Origin of the sequence: Herbiconiux sp. A18JL235 (assembly GCF_040939305.1) — a bacterium.
GTDB lineage: Bacteria > Actinomycetota > Actinomycetes > Actinomycetales > Microbacteriaceae > Herbiconiux.
In genome coordinates, this window is sequence record NZ_CP162511.1 from 393930 (window position 1) to 411666 (window position 17737).

At 71.2% G+C, this 17737-nt stretch carries 15 protein-coding genes; 10 read left to right on the top strand and 5 right to left on the bottom strand.

From position 1 onward, the window contains the following. The first annotated feature begins 118 nt into the window (after positions 1–118). From ABFY20_RS01840 to ABFY20_RS01885, 10 genes are all read left to right on the top strand, one after another. Positions 119–1219 (top strand): Gfo/Idh/MocA family protein, encoded by a 1101-nt coding sequence (locus ABFY20_RS01840; protein ID WP_368498249.1) that lies wholly within the window; start codon positions 119–121, stop codon positions 1217–1219. A 46-nt stretch (positions 1220–1265) separates the two neighbouring features. Continuing rightward, positions 1266–2180, top strand: coding sequence for a sugar phosphate isomerase/epimerase family protein (locus ABFY20_RS01845; RefSeq protein ID WP_368498250.1), 915 nt, complete (start codon positions 1266–1268; stop codon positions 2178–2180). 36 nt (positions 2181–2216) lie between these two features. Further along, positions 2217–2960 carry an SDR family NAD(P)-dependent oxidoreductase gene (locus ABFY20_RS01850; protein WP_368498251.1) on the top strand — a complete coding sequence of 248 codons (744 nt, stop codon included), beginning with the start codon at positions 2217–2219 and terminating at the stop codon, positions 2958–2960. Further along, positions 2957–4078 carry an aldose 1-epimerase family protein gene (locus ABFY20_RS01855; RefSeq protein ID WP_368498252.1) on the top strand — a complete coding sequence of 374 codons (1122 nt, stop codon included), beginning with the start codon at positions 2957–2959 and terminating at the stop codon, positions 4076–4078. Before ABFY20_RS01850 ends, ABFY20_RS01855 begins: the two co-directional genes overlap by 4 nt. 99 nt (positions 4079–4177) lie before the next feature. Further along, on the top strand, positions 4178–5470 hold the full coding sequence (locus ABFY20_RS01860) for a CaiB/BaiF CoA transferase family protein (RefSeq protein WP_368498253.1): 1293 nt from the start codon (positions 4178–4180) through the stop codon (positions 5468–5470). After that, positions 5467–6708: a hypothetical protein gene (locus ABFY20_RS01865; protein ID WP_368498254.1), complete on the top strand. Its 1242-nt coding sequence runs from the start codon at positions 5467–5469 to the stop codon at positions 6706–6708. The genes ABFY20_RS01860 and ABFY20_RS01865 overlap by 4 nt, the downstream gene beginning before the upstream one ends. Then, on the top strand, positions 6705–7499 hold the full coding sequence (locus tag ABFY20_RS01870; RefSeq protein WP_368498255.1) for an enoyl-CoA hydratase/isomerase family protein: 795 nt from the start codon (positions 6705–6707) through the stop codon (positions 7497–7499). The genes ABFY20_RS01865 and ABFY20_RS01870 overlap by 4 nt, the downstream gene beginning before the upstream one ends. 157 nt (positions 7500–7656) lie before the next feature. Further along, on the top strand, positions 7657–8877 hold the full coding sequence (locus tag ABFY20_RS01875) for a fumarylacetoacetate hydrolase family protein (protein ID WP_368498256.1): 1221 nt from the start codon (positions 7657–7659) through the stop codon (positions 8875–8877). Then, the gene (locus ABFY20_RS01880; protein ID WP_368498257.1) at positions 8874–10016 is read left to right on the top strand and encodes a LacI family DNA-binding transcriptional regulator; all 1143 of its coding nucleotides are present in this window, start codon (positions 8874–8876) and stop codon (positions 10014–10016) included. The genes ABFY20_RS01875 and ABFY20_RS01880 overlap by 4 nt, the downstream gene beginning before the upstream one ends. 33 nt (positions 10017–10049) lie before the next feature. Beyond that, positions 10050–11573, top strand: a complete 1524-nt coding sequence (locus tag ABFY20_RS01885; protein WP_368498258.1) for an aldehyde dehydrogenase (NADP(+)) — start codon at positions 10050–10052, stop codon at positions 11571–11573. A 495-nt stretch (positions 11574–12068) separates the two neighbouring features. Here the strand turns inward: ABFY20_RS01885 and ABFY20_RS01890 are convergent, their stop codons facing one another. From ABFY20_RS01890 to fdhD, 5 genes are all read right to left on the bottom strand, one after another. After that, positions 12069–12581: a hypothetical protein gene (locus ABFY20_RS01890; RefSeq protein ID WP_368498259.1), complete on the bottom strand. Its 513-nt coding sequence runs from the start codon at positions 12579–12581 to the stop codon at positions 12069–12071. Between the two features lie 59 nt (positions 12582–12640). Beyond that, entirely contained in the window at positions 12641–13582 is a 942-nt protein-coding gene (locus tag ABFY20_RS01895; protein ID WP_368499848.1) for a DMT family transporter, read from the bottom strand. A gap of 188 nt (positions 13583–13770) precedes the next feature. Next, positions 13771–14346 (bottom strand): TetR/AcrR family transcriptional regulator, encoded by a 576-nt coding sequence (locus tag ABFY20_RS01900; RefSeq protein ID WP_368498260.1) that lies wholly within the window; start codon positions 14344–14346, stop codon positions 13771–13773. A gap of 148 nt (positions 14347–14494) precedes the next feature. Then, complete coding sequence (locus ABFY20_RS01905) at positions 14495–16801, bottom strand: FdhF/YdeP family oxidoreductase (RefSeq protein WP_368498261.1); 2307 nt, start codon at positions 16799–16801, stop codon at positions 14495–14497. Next, the gene (gene fdhD / locus ABFY20_RS01910; protein WP_368498262.1) at positions 16798–17730 is read right to left on the bottom strand and encodes a formate dehydrogenase accessory sulfurtransferase FdhD; all 933 of its coding nucleotides are present in this window, start codon (positions 17728–17730) and stop codon (positions 16798–16800) included. Before fdhD ends, ABFY20_RS01905 begins: the two co-directional genes overlap by 4 nt. Between the last annotated feature and the right edge of the window lie 7 nt (positions 17731–17737).

Here is a 17737-nt window from a genome sequence, read left to right on the forward strand (position 1 = left end):
CCTTGAAATCGGACTGTGCTCGGTACGGTAGCGTAGAAATGGCAGCGCTACCAGTAGCGCTATCAATTCGTTTCCGTTACGGTGATGAAATCGTCGCAACGACGCGATTGGAGTGAATGTGACCACCTCGACAACAGCCCGGCCCGAGCTGCGGCCCGACGTCGACATCCGCACCCGGAGCCACCGCATCGGGTGCATCGGCGCCGGCGCCATCATGGCCGACCAGCACCTGGCCGCGTATCAGCTGGCCGGGTTTCCCGTCGTGGCCATCGCGTCGCGCACCGAGGCCAACGCCCGCGCGGTCGCCGAGCGCTACGGCATCCCGACCGTGCACGGCACGCCCTCGGAGCTCATCGCCGACCCCGAGGTCGAGATCGTCGACATCGCCTTCCCGCCCGACCAGCAGCCCGCGCTCATCCGCGAGGCGCTGGCGCAGCCGCACGTCAAGGCCGTGCTCGCGCAGAAGCCGCTCGCGCTCGACCTCGACGAGGCGCTCGCGCTCCGCGACGAGGCCGCGGCGGCCGGCAAGATCCTCTCGGTCAACCAGAACATGCGCTACGACCAGTCGATCCGCGTGCTCAAGCAACTGCTCGACTCGGGCGCGCTCGGCGAACCGGTGTTCGCGCAGATCGACATGCACGCGGTGCCGCACTGGCAGGGATTCCTCGAGGGGTACGACCGGCTGACGCTCGCGAACATGAGCGTGCACCACCTCGACGCACTGCGCTACCTGTTCGGCGACCCGAGCGAGATCACCACGGTGGTGCGTGAAGACCCGCGCACCACGTTCGAACACGAAGACGGCATCGTCGTCTCCACTCTCCGTTTCCCCGGTGACGTGTTGGCGCTGAGCGTCGAAGACGTCTGGGGCGGCCCGCGCGAAGAGGGCTACGACGACGACTTCTTCATCAGGTGGCGCGTCGAGGGCACAGCGGGGGTGGCCAACGGCACCATCGGCTGGCCCACCGGCGAGCCGTCGAGCATCCGCTACGCCTCGCGCACCCACACCGACGGCGAGTGGGTCTCGCCGAGCTGGGACACCCACTGGTTCCCGCACGCCTTCATCGGCGTGATGGAGCAGGTGCAGCACGCCGTCGAGACGGGTGGTGCCCCGGAGTTGAGCGTCGCCGACAACGTGAAGACGATGGCGCTGATCGAGGCGGGCTACCGCTCGATCGCCGAGAAGCGTCCGGTGCAGCTCTCCGAGTTCGCCCTCTAGACACCTTTCCTACCGAACAAGCCAGACAACAAGGAGCAACGACGCCATGATCCAGCTGGGCATCTTCACCGCCTACTACCCCTACGACCTCAAGACCACCGCCGAGAAGATCCGCGCGCACGGCTTCAACACCGTGCAGCTCGACCTCCACTTCAAAGACCTCGACCTGAGCGCCGGCCAGATCACCAAGGAGAAGGCGAAGCTCGTCAGCGACACCTTCCGCGACCACGACCTGCCCATCTCGGCCATCTCGGGCTACACGAACATCGTCCACCCCGACCCCGAGCACCGGAAGGCGAACGTCGAGTACCTCAAGGAGATCATCCGCAACGCCCGCAACTTCGGCTCGAAGTACGTCATCTCGGAGTCGGGCACCTTCAACCCCGAGAGCGAGTGGGACCACGACCCGCACAACCGCTCCGAAGACGCCTACGAGCAGGTGCGCACCGTGCTCGCCGAGCTGGCGCAGGAGGCCTACGACCACGGCGCGACGTTCCTCCTCGAGACCTACGTGAACAACGTCATCGGCTCGGTGCGCGAGACCGCGCGCGTGTTCAACGACATCCGCACCCCCGGCCTCGAGCTGCTGATGGACCCGACGAACTACTTCGACGCCTCCAACATCGACGACCAGGCCGGTGTGCTCAACGAGGTGTTCGACGTGCTCGGCGACCGTGTGCGCATCGCCCACGCCAAGGACGTCAAGCGCGCGGGCGACGACAAGAGCGAGAAGCACGCCGACATCGGCGACGACGACGCGCTGGCCTCGCACACCTTCCGCGGCGTCGGCGAGATCGAGCTGCCGGCCGCCGGCCTCGGCTCCCTCGACTACGAGCTGTACCTGCAGCGCCTCAGCGAGCAGAACCCCAACGTGCCGCTCATCATCGAGCACCTCGACGAGTCGGACATCCCGCGGGCCAAGCAGTTCGTCACGGATATCCTCAAGAAGTACACGATCTAGCCGGTATCGGGGAGCGGGACGAGAGGGACGACAGACGTGCATCAGAAGGTGGCGATCATCACGGGCGCGGGCGGCGCGCTCGGCCGGGCGACGGCTCTGCGGCTGGGGGCCGACGGCTTCGCCGTGGGCGTGCTCGGCCGGCCGAGCGACGACCTCGCCGAGACGGCGGCGCAGCTGGAGGGGGCAGGGGTGCCGGTGCGGATGCTCCAGGCCGACCTCCGCGACGCCTCGGCGATCGAGTCGGCGATCACCGGAACGGAGGCCGAGTTCGGCCCCGTCGAGGCGCTCGTGAACAACGCCGCGATCTACCCGAGCACGCCCTTTCTCGAGATCCCGCTCTCCGAGTACGACGACGTCGTCACGGTGAACCAGCGCGGCTACTTCTACGCCGCCCAGGTGGCGGCGCGCGGCATGGTCGCGCGCCGCTCCGGGGCGATCGTGAACGTGGGCTCCATCACCTGGAACGGCGGCTGGTCGAACCTCGCCAGCTACGTCTCCACCAAGGGCGCCGCCGTGGCGCTCACCCGGGCCCTCGCCCGCGAGCTCGGCGAGTTCGGCGTGCGGGTGAACGCGGTGTCGCCCGGCGCCTTCCCCACGAAGGCCGAGGAGATCCAGGGCGACGCCGCCGAGTACTCGGCGCACGTCATCGAGCACCAGGCGCTGAAGCGCCGGGGAACGGATGCGGAGCTCGCCGCCGTGGTCTCCTTCCTGGTCGGCCCCGACTCGTCGTTCGTCACGGGCCAGACCATCAACGTCGACGGCGGATGGGTGATGAAATGAACATCTTCGGCGCAGACCTCAGCGCGGCGCAGCTCGCGGAACGCACCGGCGACCTCTCGGCCGTGGCGGGCATCCGTCAGGTGGTGCTCGACAACGGCGTGGAGCGCGGCGTGCGCGCCATCGACCTGCGCACCTCGGCCGGCCTCGAGCTCGAGGTGCTCGTCGACCGGGCGTTCGACCTCGGCTCGGCGCGCTTCAAGGGCGCGCCGCTCGGCTGGCGCTCGGGCAACGGCTTCCGGCACCCCGGGCTGCACGAGCACAACGACGAGGGCGGCCTCTCCTGGTTGCGCGCCCTCGACGGGCTGCTCGTGTCGGGCGGCCTCGACCACACGCTGTTCGGCGGAGAGGTCGACGCCACGCGGTACGCCTACCCGCCCAAGCAGAGCGTGACGCACGGGCTGCACGGCAGGCTCACGGCCATCCCGGCCCGGCTGCTCGAGGCGCGCGAGGTGCCGGGCGCTACGGGCACCCCCGTGCTGCGGGTGGTGGGCGAGGTCGTCCAGGCCACCTCGTTCGGCGAGCACCTGCGGCTCACCCGCACCATCGAGCTCGACTTCGACGGGCGGCAGATCCGCCTCCACGACGTGGTCGACAACCTCGGCTTCGAGCCGACGCCGCACATGTTCCTCTACCACCTCAACATCGGCTGGCCCTTCGTCGACGAGGGCACCGAGTTCGTGGCCCCGATCGCGCGCATGCTGTGGGAGAGCGACTCCTGCGCCGAGCAGGGCATCTCGTACCGCACCCTTCCCGCACCCATCAAAGGATTCGTCGAGCAGGTGCGCGAGCACGAGCTCGTGGCCGGCCCCGACGGCCGCCACCGCGTCGCGCTGATCGCGGCCGACGGGTCTCGAGGCGCCGAGGTGGCCTGGGAGGCCGCCGGCATGCCGCACTTCTTCGAGTGGCAGAACCTGCGCAGCGGCCAGTACGCCGTGGGTCTCGAGCCCTCCACCCACCACGTCTCGGGCGACGGCGCCGCGCGCGAGAACGGCTCGATGACCTTCCTCGAGCACGGCGAGAGCCGTGAGTACTCGACCACCATCACGGTGCTCGAGGGCGAGGCCGAGACCTCGGCCGTGCGCGAGGCCATCCGCGCCATCCACGGTCAGCCCGAGTAAGCACGTCGATGATGACCTGCCGCACTCCCGCTGATATGCTGATGTTAGCGCTGCCATTCCATCATACGAATGTGCGGCCACGATCGATGAGGAACGACCATGACTGACACCGGCACGGGTGCCTACACCGCTGCATCCGAAGCATCTGCATCCGCAGAGTCCGCCCCCGAGGTGCTCTCGGGCATCCGGGTGCTGGACTGCTCCATCGCCATGGCGGGCCCCTTCGCGGCCCAGCGCCTCGGCGACCTCGGCGCCGACGTCATCAAGGTCGAGCCGCCCACCGGCGAGTGGCAGCGGCACGCGGCGGCGGGAGGCGCGACGGGCAACCGCATCAACGTCTCCTTCCTCTCGCTCAACCGGAACAAGCGCTCCATCGGCGTCGACCTCAAGTCGGCCGAGGGCAAGGAGATCCTCTACGAGCTGGTGAAGTCGGCCGACGTCTTCCTGCAGAACTACCGGCCCGGGGTCGCCGGCCGTCTCGGCGTCGACTACGAGACGCTGCGCCAGATCAACCCGTCGCTCGTCTACGTCTCGATCTCGGGCTACGGCGAAGACGGCCCCTACCGCAACCGGCCGGGGCAAGACCTGCTGCTGCAGGCGATGAGCGGGGCGATGCTCTCGGCCGGTTCGGCGGGCAACCCGCCCACCCCGGCGGGCCAGTACCTCGTCGACGCCGTCACCGCCTCCACCGCGTTCGAGGGCGTGCTCGCCGCGCTCTTCCACCGTGAGCGCACCGGAGAGGGTCAGCTCGTCACGGTGAACATGCTCGACGCCATCACCACCCTGCAGATGCAGGAGCTCTCGGTCTTCACCGTGGGCGGGGTGGGGCAGCACCGCAGCGAGCAGCCGCACGCGCACGTCTACATCCGCGCCCCCTACGGCACCTTCTCCACGGCCGACGGGTACCTCGCCCTCGCCATGCCCGACCTGCACACGCTCGGCGAGGTGATCGGCGAGCCGAGCTTCCTCGGCATGGACACCGAGACCGACAGCTGGGCCCATCGCGACGAGATCTACCGCAAGACCGCAGAGCGCCTCACCACGCGCACCACGGCGGAATGGATGGAGGCCCTCGGCGCCGTGGGCATCTGGGCGGGGCCCGTGTACGGCTATCAAGACCTCGTCGACGACGAGCAGATCAAGCACAACGGCACCTTCATCGAGTACGAGCACCCCACCGAGGGGCTCGTCAAGACGCCCGGATTCCCGTACAAGCTCTCGGCGACGCCCGCGCGCATCGACCGCGGGGCGCCGCTCACGGGGGAGCACACGCGGGAGATCCTGGTCGAGCTCGGCTACGACCCCGCGCGGGTCGACGAGCTCGCCGCCGCGGGCGCGGTGGCGGTGCCGGCCGACGAGCCGGCGCCCGAACCTGCCGGGGAGCGTGCGTGAGCGGCTACCGCGGCATCACCTGGGACCACCCGCGGGGGCGCAACGCGCTGACCGCGGCGGCGGCAGCGGGCGCGGCGGCGGCAGCGGCCGGCTCGAACCGTGACGGCGGGGCGAGCGGTGGCGCGGCGGCCGACGGTGCCGGGGGCGAGGGCTCGCCCGCCACCCCGCCGCCCGTCGACCTCACCTGGAGCGCGCACTCCCTCGAGCACTTCGAGTCGCACCCCATCGACGAGCTGGCGCGCGAGTACGACCTCATCGTGCTCGACCACCCGCACCTCGGCGAGGCCCTCGAGCTGCACTCCCTGCAGCCGATGGATGCGGTGGTGGGCGCCGAGCGCATCGAACGCTGGTCGCGCGAGAGCGTCGGCCCCTCCTTCGACTCCTACTCGGCCGACGGCTACCAGTGGGCGCTTCCACTCGATGCCGCCACCCAGGTCGCCGTGCACAAGCCGCGCCTGGTGCCCGTGGCCGAGCTGCCCGAGACCTGGGCCGAGGTCGAGCAGCTCTCCCGCCGGGCACCCGTCGCCCTGTCGCTCGCCGGCCCCCACGCCTTCCTCACCTTCGCCTCGCTCTGCGTGGCCTGGGGTGAGGAGCTGCCCGCGCATCCGGACTTCGGCTTCGTCTCCCGGGCCACCGCTTCCGCCGTGCTCGAGACCATGAGGTCGATCGGCTCGCGCATCCCGGCGGGCTCCGAGCGGCAGAACCCGATCGCGCTGCTGCAGCGCCTGAGCGACGGCGACGACATCGCCTACTGCCCGCTCGTCTATGGCTACGTGAACTACTCGGGTGCCGAGGTGCGGTTCGCGGATGCTCCTTCCGTCACCCCCGGCGGCCGCCGAGGCTCCACCATCGGCGGCACCGGCCTCGCCGTGAGCTCGCACGCCGAGGTGACGCCCGAGCTCGTGGCGCACATCGCGTGGCTGATGTCGCCCGAGGCGCAGCGCCGGTTCATCCCGCAGCACGACGGGCAGCCGTCGGCGCGTGCCGCCTGGGCCGACCCCGAGGTCGACGCCGCCGCGAGCGGCTTCTACTCGGGAACCCGCGCCACCCTCGAGCAGTCGTGGGTGCGCCCGCGGTACGCCGGGTACATCCCGTTCCAGAGCGAGGGGTCGGCGATCGTGCGCGACGTCGTGGTCGGCGAGATCGGCGTCGACGCGGGGATCGACCGGCTCGAGGCGGCGTTCGCGGCGTCGGTCGCGGCATCCGTTCCCACCACCAGAGAGAAGGTCACGCGATGAGCGAGGTCATTCCCGAGCTCGGCACCGAGGAGATCACCGCCGAGCTCGACGAGCAGGTGCTCGTCGTCACCCTCAACCGGCCGCAGAAGCTCAACTCGGTGACCCAGGAGATGTCGGATGCGCTGGTCGTGCTCGCCGAGTGGGCGAACGACAGCGACGCGGTGCGGGTCGTCGTGCTCACGGGGGCGGGGGAGCGGTCGTTCTGTGCGGGCTCCGACATCCGTCAGCTCGACAAGTACGCCACCCCGTGGGACTTCAGGAACCGCACCGACTACTGCGACGCCCTGCGCGAGCTGCGCAAGCCCGTCATCGCCGCGGTGAACGGGTATGCGTTCGGTGGGGGGCTCGAGACGGCGATGACGTGCGACATCCGCATCGCGTCGACCACCGCCTCGTTCGCGGCGCCCGAGATCAAGCTCGGGTGGATCGGCGGCGGCGGCATGAGCACCTTCCTCGGCCACTCCATCGGGGCGAGCAACGCGGCGCTCATGCTGCTCACCGGCGACCCGATCGACGCACAGCGGGCGCTCGGCTGGGGGCTCGTGTCGGAGCTCACCGAGCCCGCCGACCTCGTGCCCCGGGCGATCGAGCTGGCCCGGGTCATCGCCTCGCGACCGCCCATCGCCGCCGAGACCGCGAAGGCCAACCTGCGCGCGGCCTACAACCTGCCCCAGGATGCGGCGATCGCCTACGAGCGCGACCTGCAGACGGTGACCTTCGCCACCGACGACGCCGCCGAGGGCCGCGCGGCCTTCGCCGAGAAGCGCCCCGGCGTGTTCAGGCGCCGCTGATGCGCACCTCCCGCGCCCCCTTCCGGCTCGCGTTGGTCGGACAGAGTGCTCCCTCGCGCGCGAATGAGAGCACTTTGCGCGACCAGGATGAGCGTCGCGCCACACCCGCCCGCGACCGACGCGGGCGTCGCGCCACCCCCACCCACCAGGAGACTTCATGAGCACCCTCGAGACCACTCCCGCCGCGTGGGCGGGCACCGCCGAGCAGGCTCTGCCCGCCGACCGCTACGCCGGCGCCCTCGTGGGGCGCGCGTGGATACCCGAGGTCGAGGGCCCCTCGCCGGTGCTCGTCACCCAGGAGGGCGTGTTCGACATCAGTGCGAGCTACGCGACCGTGGCGGCGCTCGCCGAGACCGCCGACCCGGCGTCGGCGGCGCGCGAGGCTGCGGCAGCAGCATCCGCCACCCGGCTCGGCTCGTTCGACGAGCTCTACGCCAACACGCCCGCCGAGGTGCGCGACCCCGCCGAGCCGTGGCTGCTCGCCCCCGTCGACCTGCAGACGCTCAAGGCCGCCGGCGTCACCTTCGCCGTCTCGATGATCGAGCGGGTGATCGAGGAGCGCGTGCGCGGCGACATCGACGCGGCGGCACGGATGCGCGAGAGCATCCTCGCCGAGATCGGCACCGACCTCAGCGAGGTCAAGCCCGGCTCCGACGCTGCGGTCGCGCTGAAGCGCTACCTCGTCGAGCAGGGCCTCTGGAGCCAGTACCTCGAGGTGGGCATCGGCCCCGACGCCGAGATCTTCACCAAGGGCCCGACGCTCTCGGCGATGGGCCCCGCCGTGCAGGTGGGAGTTCTCTCCACCTCCTCGTGGAACAACCCCGAACCCGAGGTCGCGCTCCTCGTCGACGGCTCGGGGCGCATCGTCGGCGCCACCCTCGGCAACGACGTCAACCTGCGTGACGTCGAAGGCCGCTCCGCCCTCCTGCTGCCGAAGGCCAAGGACAACAACGCCTCCTGCGCCCTCGGCCCCCTCATCCGCCTGTTCGACGACGGCTTCGACCTCGACGCGGTGCGACGGATGCGCGTGACGCTCGAGATCGACGCGGGCGAGGGCGGCGACGGCTTCCACCTCGACGGCAGCTCGGAGATGGCGCAGATCAGCCGCGACCCGGTCGAGCTCGTGGGCCAGCTCGTCGGCCCGCAGCACCAGTACCCCGACGGTGCCGTGCTCATGCTCGGCACCATGTTCGCGCCCATCGTCGACCGCGACGAGCCCGACCGCGGTTTCACCCACAAGACCGGCGACATCGTGCGGATCTCGGCACCCGAACTGGGTAGTCTGGTCAATCAGGTCGAGCAGAGCGAGAGGTGCGAGCCATGGCATTTCGGGATCGGCTCGCTGATGGCGAACCTCGCCGGGAGGCGGCTGCTGTGAGCGCCGAGGGCGCGACCACCGCCCTCGCCCTGGATCGCGAGCCCGACGTCGAGACCGGGGAGGATGCGGGAGCAGTCGCCGTCACCGAACCGGGCGCGACAGGGGTGGTCGCCGCGCGCCCGTCGCGCCGCTCCACGAACACCGTGACGCTCGACGACGTCGCCCGCCACGCCCGCGTCTCGCCGCAGACCGTGTCGCGCTCCATCCGCACGCCCGAGCTCGTCTCGGAGTTCACCCTCGAGCGCGTGCGCAACTCGATCGCCGCCACCGGGTACGTGCCGAACCTCGCCGCGTCGAACCTCGCCTCCAACCGCAGCATGACAGTGGCGGCGATCATCCCCGCCATCTCGGCGTCGGTCTTCGCCGACGCGCTCCACGGCCTCGAAGAGGTGCTCTCGCCCGCGGGGTACCAGCTGTTCATCGGCTCCACCGACTACCGGCCGGGGCACGAGGAGGAGCTCGTGCGGGCCTTCCTCGGCCGCCGCCCCGACGGCATCTTCATCGTCGGCACCGACCACTCGCCGAACGCCACCCACCTGCTGCGCGAGTCGAAGGTGCCCGTGGTCGAGGCCTGGGACCTCTCCGACGACCCCATCGACAGCGTCGTCGGCTTCTCGAACAGCGAGTCGATCGCCGCCCTTGTGCGCTTCGCCGTGGAGCGGGGCTACCGGCACCCGACCTTCGCCGGCTCGTTCCAGACCGGCGACTTCCGAGCCCTCGCCCGGCGCACCTCGTTCGAGGAGAGCGTGCGCAAGGAGTTCCCGGGCGAAACGGTGCGCGTCGTCGACTCGGGCACCGCGACAGTCGACTTCGAGACCGGCCGTCGGTTGCTCGACGAGACGTTGCGCGCGCATCCGGAGACCGACGTGCTCATGTTCGCGAGCGACGTGTTCGCCGCCGGTGCGGTGCTGGAGTGCGCGCGCCGGGGTATCTCGCTGCCGGGCGACATCGCCATCACCGGGTTCGGTGACTTCGAGATCGGGCGGCACCTCGTGCCCACGCTCACCACGGTGGCCGTGCCGAACCGTCAGATCGGCACGGTGGCGGGAGAGCTGCTGCTCGCCCGGATGACCCACCGCACCGTCGACACCGCCGAGATCGACCTCGGCTACTCCGTGGTCGCGCGCGAGAGCGCCTGACCTGCCCCCACCCCCACACGAAGGATGCACCTCATGCTCACCACCACCGATCCACGCTCGGGTGTTAGCGCTGCCACCGACCTGGAGCCGACTACCGTCGAGGGCGTCGACCAGATCGCCCGCTGGGCCGCCTCCGCCGCCCACGAACTGCAGTCGCGCGGGCGCGAGTTCCGCGCCCGGCTTCTCGACGCCATGGCTGACGCCGTTGACGAGGCCCGCGACGAACTCGTCGCCGTCGCCGACTCCGAGACCGGGCTCGGGGTCGCCCGGCTCACCGGGGAGGCCGGGCGCAGCGCCTTCCAGTTCCGCTTGTTCGCCGAAGCCGTGCGGGAGGGCAGCTTCGTCGAGGCCGCCATCGACCACGCCGGGGACACCCCGCTCGGCCCGGGCCCGGATGTGCGGCGCATGCTGGTCTCGATCGGTCCGGTTGCGGTGTTCGGGTCGAGCAACTTCCCCTTCGCCTTCTCGGTGCTCGGCGGCGACACCGCCTCGGCCATCACTGCGGGTTCGCCCGTCGTCGTGAAGGCGCACGGGTCGCATCCGCTCACCTCGAAGCTCTCGTTCGAGGTGCTGCAGCGTGCCGCGGAGACCGTCGGGGCGCCCCGGGGAACGTTCGGCATCGTCTACGGGCAGCGGGCGGGGGTGGCGCTGGTGAAGCATCCGTCGATCAAGGCGGCGGGGTTCACCGGATCGCTGGGGGCGGCGTCGGCGCTGCAGGCGGCGATCGACGAGCGGCCCGACCCCATCCCGTTCTTCGGGGAGCTCTCGAGCATCAACCCCCTCGTCATCACCCCGGGCGCCGCGGCGGCGCGCACCGCCGAGATCGCGAGCGGGTTGTTCACGTCGTTCACGGGGTCGGCCGGGCAGCTGTGCACGAAGCCCGGCATCGCGTTCGTGCCCTCTGGGGCTGCCGGTGAGGCGCTGGTCGAGCAGCTCAAGGGGCTCACGCGGGAGGCGGGGGCGCAGGTGCTGCTGAACGACCGCATCCGCGACTCGTTCGGTGAGATCTCGGCGCGGCTCGAGGCGGGGGGTGCGCCGGTGGCGGCCCAGGGCTCTGCCGACGTGCCCGACGGCGCGGGTTCGGCCGACGGGTTCTTCGTGCCGCCGACCTTGCTCGAGACGACGGCGGGGGCGCTCGACGAGACCCTCGCCGAGGAGTGCTTCGGGCCGCTCGTGGTGGTGGCCAGGTACTCGGAGCTGGAGGAGGTGCAGGAGGCGTTCGGGCGCATCCCGAAGTCGCTGACCGCGACCCTGCACGTCGAAGACGACGAGTCCGACCTGGTCGCCTCGCTGGCGCCGACGCTCGAGGCGAGTGCGGGGCGCATCGTGTTCAACGGGTTCCCCACCGGTGTGCGGGTGACCTGGGCGCAGCAGCACGGCGGGCCGTGGCCCTCGACGAACTCGCAGCACACCTCGGTGGGCGTCACGGCGGTGCGCCGCTTCCTGCGCCCGCTCGCGTGGCAGAACGCGCCGCAGGCGGCGCTCCCCGTCGAGCTGCGCGACGCCGACCCGGGCATCCCGCGCCGCGTCGACGGCGTGCTCGTGCTGCCCGCGTAGCGCGGCGCGCGCCGCCGAGCGCCGGTGCGCGCTCCGCTGCCGCACCGCGGGCCGCCCCCCCGCGCGCCGCGTGCGGGCCGATGCGCGCGCCGCCGTGTCGCCAACCCGTCGCGAAGTGCCGCTTGGAGGGTGCTGAGGCGGCGTCTTGTGACGTGTCGATCGTGCGATCGGGGCCTGCGGGGCCGACGGGGCCGACGGCCCAGCGGGGTGCGGGCCGATGCGCGCGCCACCGTGTCGCCGACCCGTCACGAAGTGCCGCTTGAAGGGTGCTGAGGCGGCGTTTTGTGACGTGTCGATCGTGCGGTCGGGGCCTGCTGGGCCGACGGACCCGACGGCCCAGTGGAGTGCGGCCCGCGGCGCGCGGCACTGCGGTGCCGACCTGTCACAAAGTGCCGCTTGGAGCGTGGTGAGGGGGCACTTTGTGACAGGTCTATGGGCGCTCGTGCTGCGTGCGCGCCCGGAAGGGAAGGCGGGAAGGCGTGCAGGCGGGGTGGGTCAGCTCTCGGGGACCGTCGCTGCCCAGAGGGGGAGGGAGGCGGATGCTGCGCCGGGTGTCGAGACCGTGACGGAGATGATGGTCTGGCCGGTGCGGAAGTTCCAGTCGGGGGAGGCGCTCTGCGACTCGACGGTGGCGGTGAACGAGATGCTCGCTCCGTCGGCGAGCGGGGTGAGGGTCTGCAGAACCGCGGTGCCGCCGTCGATTGTCACCGACCATCCGGTGACCGACGGGAAGTCGGCGATGAAGATGCCCGATGCGGGTGCCTGGTAGGGCATCGATACGCTGACCACCCCCTGCGTCGCGCGCCCCGTGTTGTTCGTGACCGTGACCTCGACAGTCTGGCGGAGCGAGGTGCCGCGATGGATGATGACCGAGCCCGGGTTCGCCGCGATGCCGAGGGCGATGGTCGGGCCGGTGCTCGCCGCAGCCAGGGGCGCGGCCGCCGCCGCGACGATGACGGGCGCAGCCCACACGGTGCCGATCAGGGTTCTGCGGGTGAGGTCGCTCATAGGTGGGCGGGCCGTTCTGGTAGGTGGAGAAGACTCTCGCGGAGGCGGTCTCCTCGACGCTAGCCGAGGATCGGGTCGGTGGTGATCCCCTGACGGGTGGATGTGCGGGCGTTCGTCGGGGCCACCGAGAGCAGCACCAGTACGAGGGCGATCACCCCGAGACCGGCCCAGCCCACCGCGTTCAGCTGCTCGCCCACCACCAGCACCGCCAGCACAGCCGCCACCGCGGGCTCGGTGAGGGTGACGATGGTGGCCGTGCTCGCGGAGACCCGCGTGAGACCGAACCCGAACAGCAGGTAGCCGAGGAACATCGGCACCAGCGCCATGTACGCCGCCACCGCGAAGGCCTGCGGGGTCGCCACGAGGGGCGCGCCCGTCACGAGCAGCACGGGCATGAGCAGCAGGCCGCCGGCTCCGAAGACGGCGCCCATGGAGGCGGCGCGTCCGATGCCGTCGTCGATGAGGCGGCGCGCCACCCAGGAGTAGACGGCGTAGGTGGCGCCCGCCACCAGGCCGAGGAGGATGCCGAGGGGCACGTCAGCGCCCGCGGCCGCCACGGCCTCCGCCTCCGCCCCCGCGCCCGCGCCCGCCTCGAGCTTCGAGACGCTCAGCAGCACGCAGCCGACGAGCCCGAGCCCGGCGGCGAGCATCCACCACCGGCTGAGTGGCAGGCGGTCGACGATGCGCTCGAGCACCCCCGAGGCCAGGGGCGCCGAGGCGAGCGACACCACCGATCCCACGGCGACGCCGGCGAGACGCATCGAGCTGTAGAACGCGAGGGGGTAGACCGCCACGGCGACCGCCCCGAGCAGCACGAGGGGCAGACGGATGCGCAGGGCCGGCCACGCAGCACGCAACGCCGGCACCGCGATAGCGGCCTGCATCAGCCCGCCGATACCGAGGGCGGCGGCGCCGATGGCGAGCGGCCCGGCGTCGGGGGCGAAGGTGGCCGCGGTTCCCGTCGTTCCCCACAGCAGGGAGGCGAGGGCGATCAGCCCGATGGCGCCGAGCCGCGCTCGGCGCGCAGTGCGGCCGCCCGTGCGGCCGCCACTGCCGCTGGCCGGGCGTCGCCCGGTGTCGCCGAAGGCGCCGCCACCGCTCACAGCGCGGCCCCGGTTGCCGCGGCTCACAGCGCGCCGCCCGATGCCGCCGAGGCGCGCCCGGCTCGCGCTGCCGCCGCCGGTGCCGCTCACAGCGCGTCGAGCAGGTCGAGCGCGAGGGCGCGGGCGTGCTCGAGGCGGGGTGTGCCGCCCTCGAGGCCGGCGCGGCTCATCGAGCCCTCGAGCAGGAAGGAGAGGTGCTCGGCGAGGCGGTCGGCGCGCGGAGCATCAGGCACGAGCTCGCCGAGCGGCTCCCGCACCAGCCCCTCCACCTGCTCCTTGTGTCGCCGCACCGCATCCCGCCCCGTCGCTCCGGCCGGCAGCTCGGCCGCCGCGTTGAGCAGCCCGCACCCGCGGAACCCCCGCGCGTACTCGAATCGCGCGTGGTCGATGTAGGCGTCGAACACCGCCAGCACCCGCTCCCGCGGGGTCGTGGCGCCGGCCAATCGTTCCCGGTACAGCCCGAGCCACTCCTCGTGCCTGGCCTCGATGTAGGCGAGCATGAGGTCGTCCTTCGACGCGAAGTTGTTGTAGAGGCTCTGCTTGGCGACCCCGGCCGCCGCGGTGATCGTGTCGATCCCGGTGGCCGTCATCCCCTCCTCGTAGAACAGCCGCGACGCGGCATCGAGCAGACGCGACTTGGCGGATGCAGCACCACCGACCATGACAGCCCTCCCATTAGGTAGACCAGTCTACCTAGATGCCCGCCCCGACCTCTACCCATGGCGCCTCCTGGTCGCTCGAACTGCGCGCATCCGTGGTCTGAGGAGCAGATTGCGCGACCATCCCGGGCGTCCCTCGAGGCGCGAGCCCTCACCCCGCCGCCGCCTCCAACCGCACCACGATGGCCTTCGACACGGGGGTGTTGCTGCGCTCCGCCGTGGAGTCGAGCGGCACGAGCACGTTCGCCTCGGGGAAGTAGGCGGCCGCGCATCCGCGAGCCGTGGGGTACGACACCACGCGGAACCCGCGCAGCGAGCGATCGGGCTGCCCCGGCCACTCGCTGAACACGTCGACGAGCTGCCCGTCGGCGAGGCCGAGCGACGCCAGGTCGTCGGGGTTCACGAACACGACGTTGCGGCCCTTCTTGATGCCCCGGTAGCGGTCGTTCAGGCTGTAGATGGTGGTGTTGAACTGGTCGTGCGACCGCAGCGTCTGCAGCAGCAGGCGGCCCGGCGGGCACACCAGCGGCTCGAGCTCGTTCACCGTGAGGAGTGCCTTGCCCACCGCGTTGGTGAACGTGCGCGAGTCGCGCGGCCCGTTCGGCAGCACGAACCCCTCCTTGCGCCGGATCTTCTCGTTGTACCCCTCGCACCCCGGAACCACGCGGGCGATGTGCTCGCGCAGCAGGTCGTAGTCGTCTTCGAAGCCCGCCCAGTCGATGCCCGCGCCCGAGACGCCCGCCGAGCCGAGCGTGGCCCGCGCCATCCGCGACACGATCGCCACCTCCGAGAGCAGGCCGTCGGCGACGGGCGGGATGCGCCCGTGCGAGGCGTGCACCGCGCACACCGAGTCCTCCACGCTCACGATCTGGGGCCCGGATTCGCGCAGATCGATCTCGGTGCGCCCGAGCGTCGGCAGAATGATGGCCTCCGCACCCGTCACCGCGTGCGAGCGGTTGAGCTTGGTCGAGATCTGCACCGTCATGCCCGTGCCGCGCATCGCCGCCTCGGCCGCCGCCGTGTCGGAGATCGCACCCACGAAGTTGCCGCCGAGCGAGACCCAGGTCGAGATCTCACCGCGCTGCATCGCCCGGATGGCGTCGACCGCATCCACCCCGACCTCGCGCGGCATCGGCAGCCCGAATTCGCGCTCCATCGCGTCGAGGAAGGCGGGGGGCATCCGTTCCCAGATGCCCATCGTGCGGTCGCCCTGGACGTTGCTGTGCCCGCGCACCGGCGACGCGCCCGCGCCCGGCTTGCCGATGTTGCCGCGCAGGAGCAGGAGGTTGACGATCTCCTTGATGCTCGCCACGGCCTTCTTGTGCTGGGTGACGCCCATCGCCCACGTGATGATGGTGGCGTTCGAGCGGATGTACCGATCGGCGAGCTCGTCGATCTCGCCCGAGGTGAGCCCGGTCGCCTCGATCACCTTGGCCTCGTCGAGCTCGGCGAGGTGCGCGGCGAGGGCGTCGAAGCCGATGCAGTGCTCGTCGAGGAACACGCGGTCGAGCACCGTGCCGGGCGCCGCCGCCTCGGCCGCCAGCACCCGCTTCGACAGCGCCTGCAGCAGCGCCATGTCGCCGCCCAGCCTGATCTGCAGGAACTGGTCGGAGATGACGGTGCCCTTGCCGAGCATCCCGCGCACCGACTGCGGATTCTTGTAGCGTTCGAGCGCGGCCTCGGGCAGCGGGTTCACCGACACGATGGTGGCGCCCGCCTTCTTGGCGTCTTCGAGGGCGGTGAGCATGCGCGGGTGGTTCGTGCCCGGGTTCTGGCCCATCACGATGATGAGCTCGGCCTTCTCGAAGTCGTCGTACGAGACCGTCGACTTGCCGATGCCGATGGTCTCGCTGAGCGCCGTGCCGGTCGACTCGTGGCACATGTTCGAGCAGTCGGGGAGGTTGTTGGTGCCGAAGGCGCGCACGAAGAGCTGGTAGGCGAAGGCCGCCTCGTTCGACGCGCGGCCGCTGGTGTAGAAGGCCGCGCGGTTCGGCGAGTCGAGCGCGTTGAGGTTGGCCGCGATGCGCTCGAACGCCTCGTCCCAGCCGACCGGGCGGTAGTGATCGGAGTCGGCGGGCTTGTAGACCGGCTCGGTGAGCCGGCCCTGCATGCCGAGCCAGTACTCCGACTTCTCGGCCAGCTCGGTGAGCGAGTGCTCGGACCAGAACGTCGAGGGCACGGTGACGGGGGTGGCCTCCCAGATCACCGCCTTCGCGCCGTTCTCGCAGAACTCGAGCGTCTTGCGGTGATCGGGGTCGGGCCAGGCGCAGCTCATGCAGTCGAAGCCGCCCTGCTGGTTGATCGAGGTCATGAGCTCGAGGGTGCGGCGGGCGCCGAGCTGGCGGAGGGCGGGTTCCATGGAGTGCACGACTCCGGGGAGGCCTACGGCGTAGTGCTTCGGATGCGAGACCTCGATGCCGTCGTCGGTCACGTCGTCGACGGGGGGCTTGGCGGTCATCGGGTGGCTCCGGTCGGGGAGAGGGCGGGGGTCGGGTGGTCGGGGCGGGCGCGTGCGGGTTCTGGTGCCGGTGCGTTCTCGTCGCGGCGGTCGGTGTCGGACGACCGGATGCGCTCCGCACCGCTGTAGACCACCATCGATTCGCCGCGGAGGAATCCGACGAGCGTCATGCCGAGCTCGGAGGCGAGCTCCGCCGCGAGCGACGACGGCGCCGACACGGCGGCGAGCATCGGGATGCCGGCCATCGATGCCTTCTGGGTGAGCTCGAAGCTCGCGCGCCCGGAGACCATGAGCACGGTGTGGCGCAGGGGGAGCAGATTCTCTTTCACCGCCCATCCGATCACCTTGTCGACGGCGTTGTGGCGGCCCACGTCTTCACGCAGCACGAGCAGCTCGCCGGTGAGCGCGTCGAACAGGGCGGCGGCGTGCAGGCCACCCGTCTTCTCGAACACGGCCTGCTGCTCGCGCAGCCGGTCGGGGAAGGTGACGAGCACGGAGGCATCGAGCTCGAACGCATCGCCGCGCACCTCGTGGTGCGAGAGGGTGCGCACGGCGTCGATGCTCGCCTTGCCGCAGATTCCGCACGAGCTCGTGGTGAAGAAGTTGCGCTCGAGGCTCGGGTCGGGGGCTGCGACGCCGGGGGCGAGGGTGACGTCGAGCACGTTGTAGGTGTTGAGGCCCTCGTCGGTGGCGCCGGCGCAGTAGCGGGCGGTGGCGAAGTCGTCGCCGTGCCGGATGACGCCCTCCGACACCAGGAACCCCGCTGCGAGGTCGACATCGTGCCCCGGCGTGCGCATCGTGATGGCGAGGGAGCGGCCGCCCACCCTGATCTCGAGCGGCTCCTCGGCGGCGAGCACGTCTTCGCGGCGCTGGCGAGGGCCGCCCACGGTGATGCGGGTCACCCGGCGACGGGCGGTGATTCTGGCCATCGTCCAG

What these genes read in the sequence shown, in the direction of transcription:
- ABFY20_RS01890 (WP_368498259.1), bottom strand. Translation starts at nt 12,581, where the DNA reads ATGAGCGACCTCACCCGCAGAACCCTGATCGGCACCGTGTGGGCTGCG.
- ABFY20_RS01845 (WP_368498250.1), top strand. Translation starts at nt 1,266, where the DNA reads ATGATCCAGCTGGGCATCTTCACCGCCTACTACCCCTACGACCTCAAG.
- ABFY20_RS01905 (WP_368498261.1), bottom strand. Translation starts at nt 16,801, where the DNA reads ATGACCGCCAAGCCCCCCGTCGACGACGTGACCGACGACGGCATCGAG.
- fdhD (WP_368498262.1), bottom strand. Translation starts at nt 17,730, where the DNA reads ATGGCCAGAATCACCGCCCGTCGCCGGGTGACCCGCATCACCGTGGGC.
- ABFY20_RS01900 (WP_368498260.1), bottom strand. Translation starts at nt 14,346, where the DNA reads ATGGTCGGTGGTGCTGCATCCGCCAAGTCGCGTCTGCTCGATGCCGCG.
- ABFY20_RS01860 (WP_368498253.1), top strand. Translation starts at nt 4,178, where the DNA reads ATGACTGACACCGGCACGGGTGCCTACACCGCTGCATCCGAAGCATCT.
- ABFY20_RS01885 (WP_368498258.1), top strand. Translation starts at nt 10,050, where the DNA reads ATGCTCACCACCACCGATCCACGCTCGGGTGTTAGCGCTGCCACCGAC.
- ABFY20_RS01875 (WP_368498256.1), top strand. Translation starts at nt 7,657, where the DNA reads ATGAGCACCCTCGAGACCACTCCCGCCGCGTGGGCGGGCACCGCCGAG.
- ABFY20_RS01855 (WP_368498252.1), top strand. Translation starts at nt 2,957, where the DNA reads ATGAACATCTTCGGCGCAGACCTCAGCGCGGCGCAGCTCGCGGAACGC.
- ABFY20_RS01870 (WP_368498255.1), top strand. Translation starts at nt 6,705, where the DNA reads ATGAGCGAGGTCATTCCCGAGCTCGGCACCGAGGAGATCACCGCCGAG.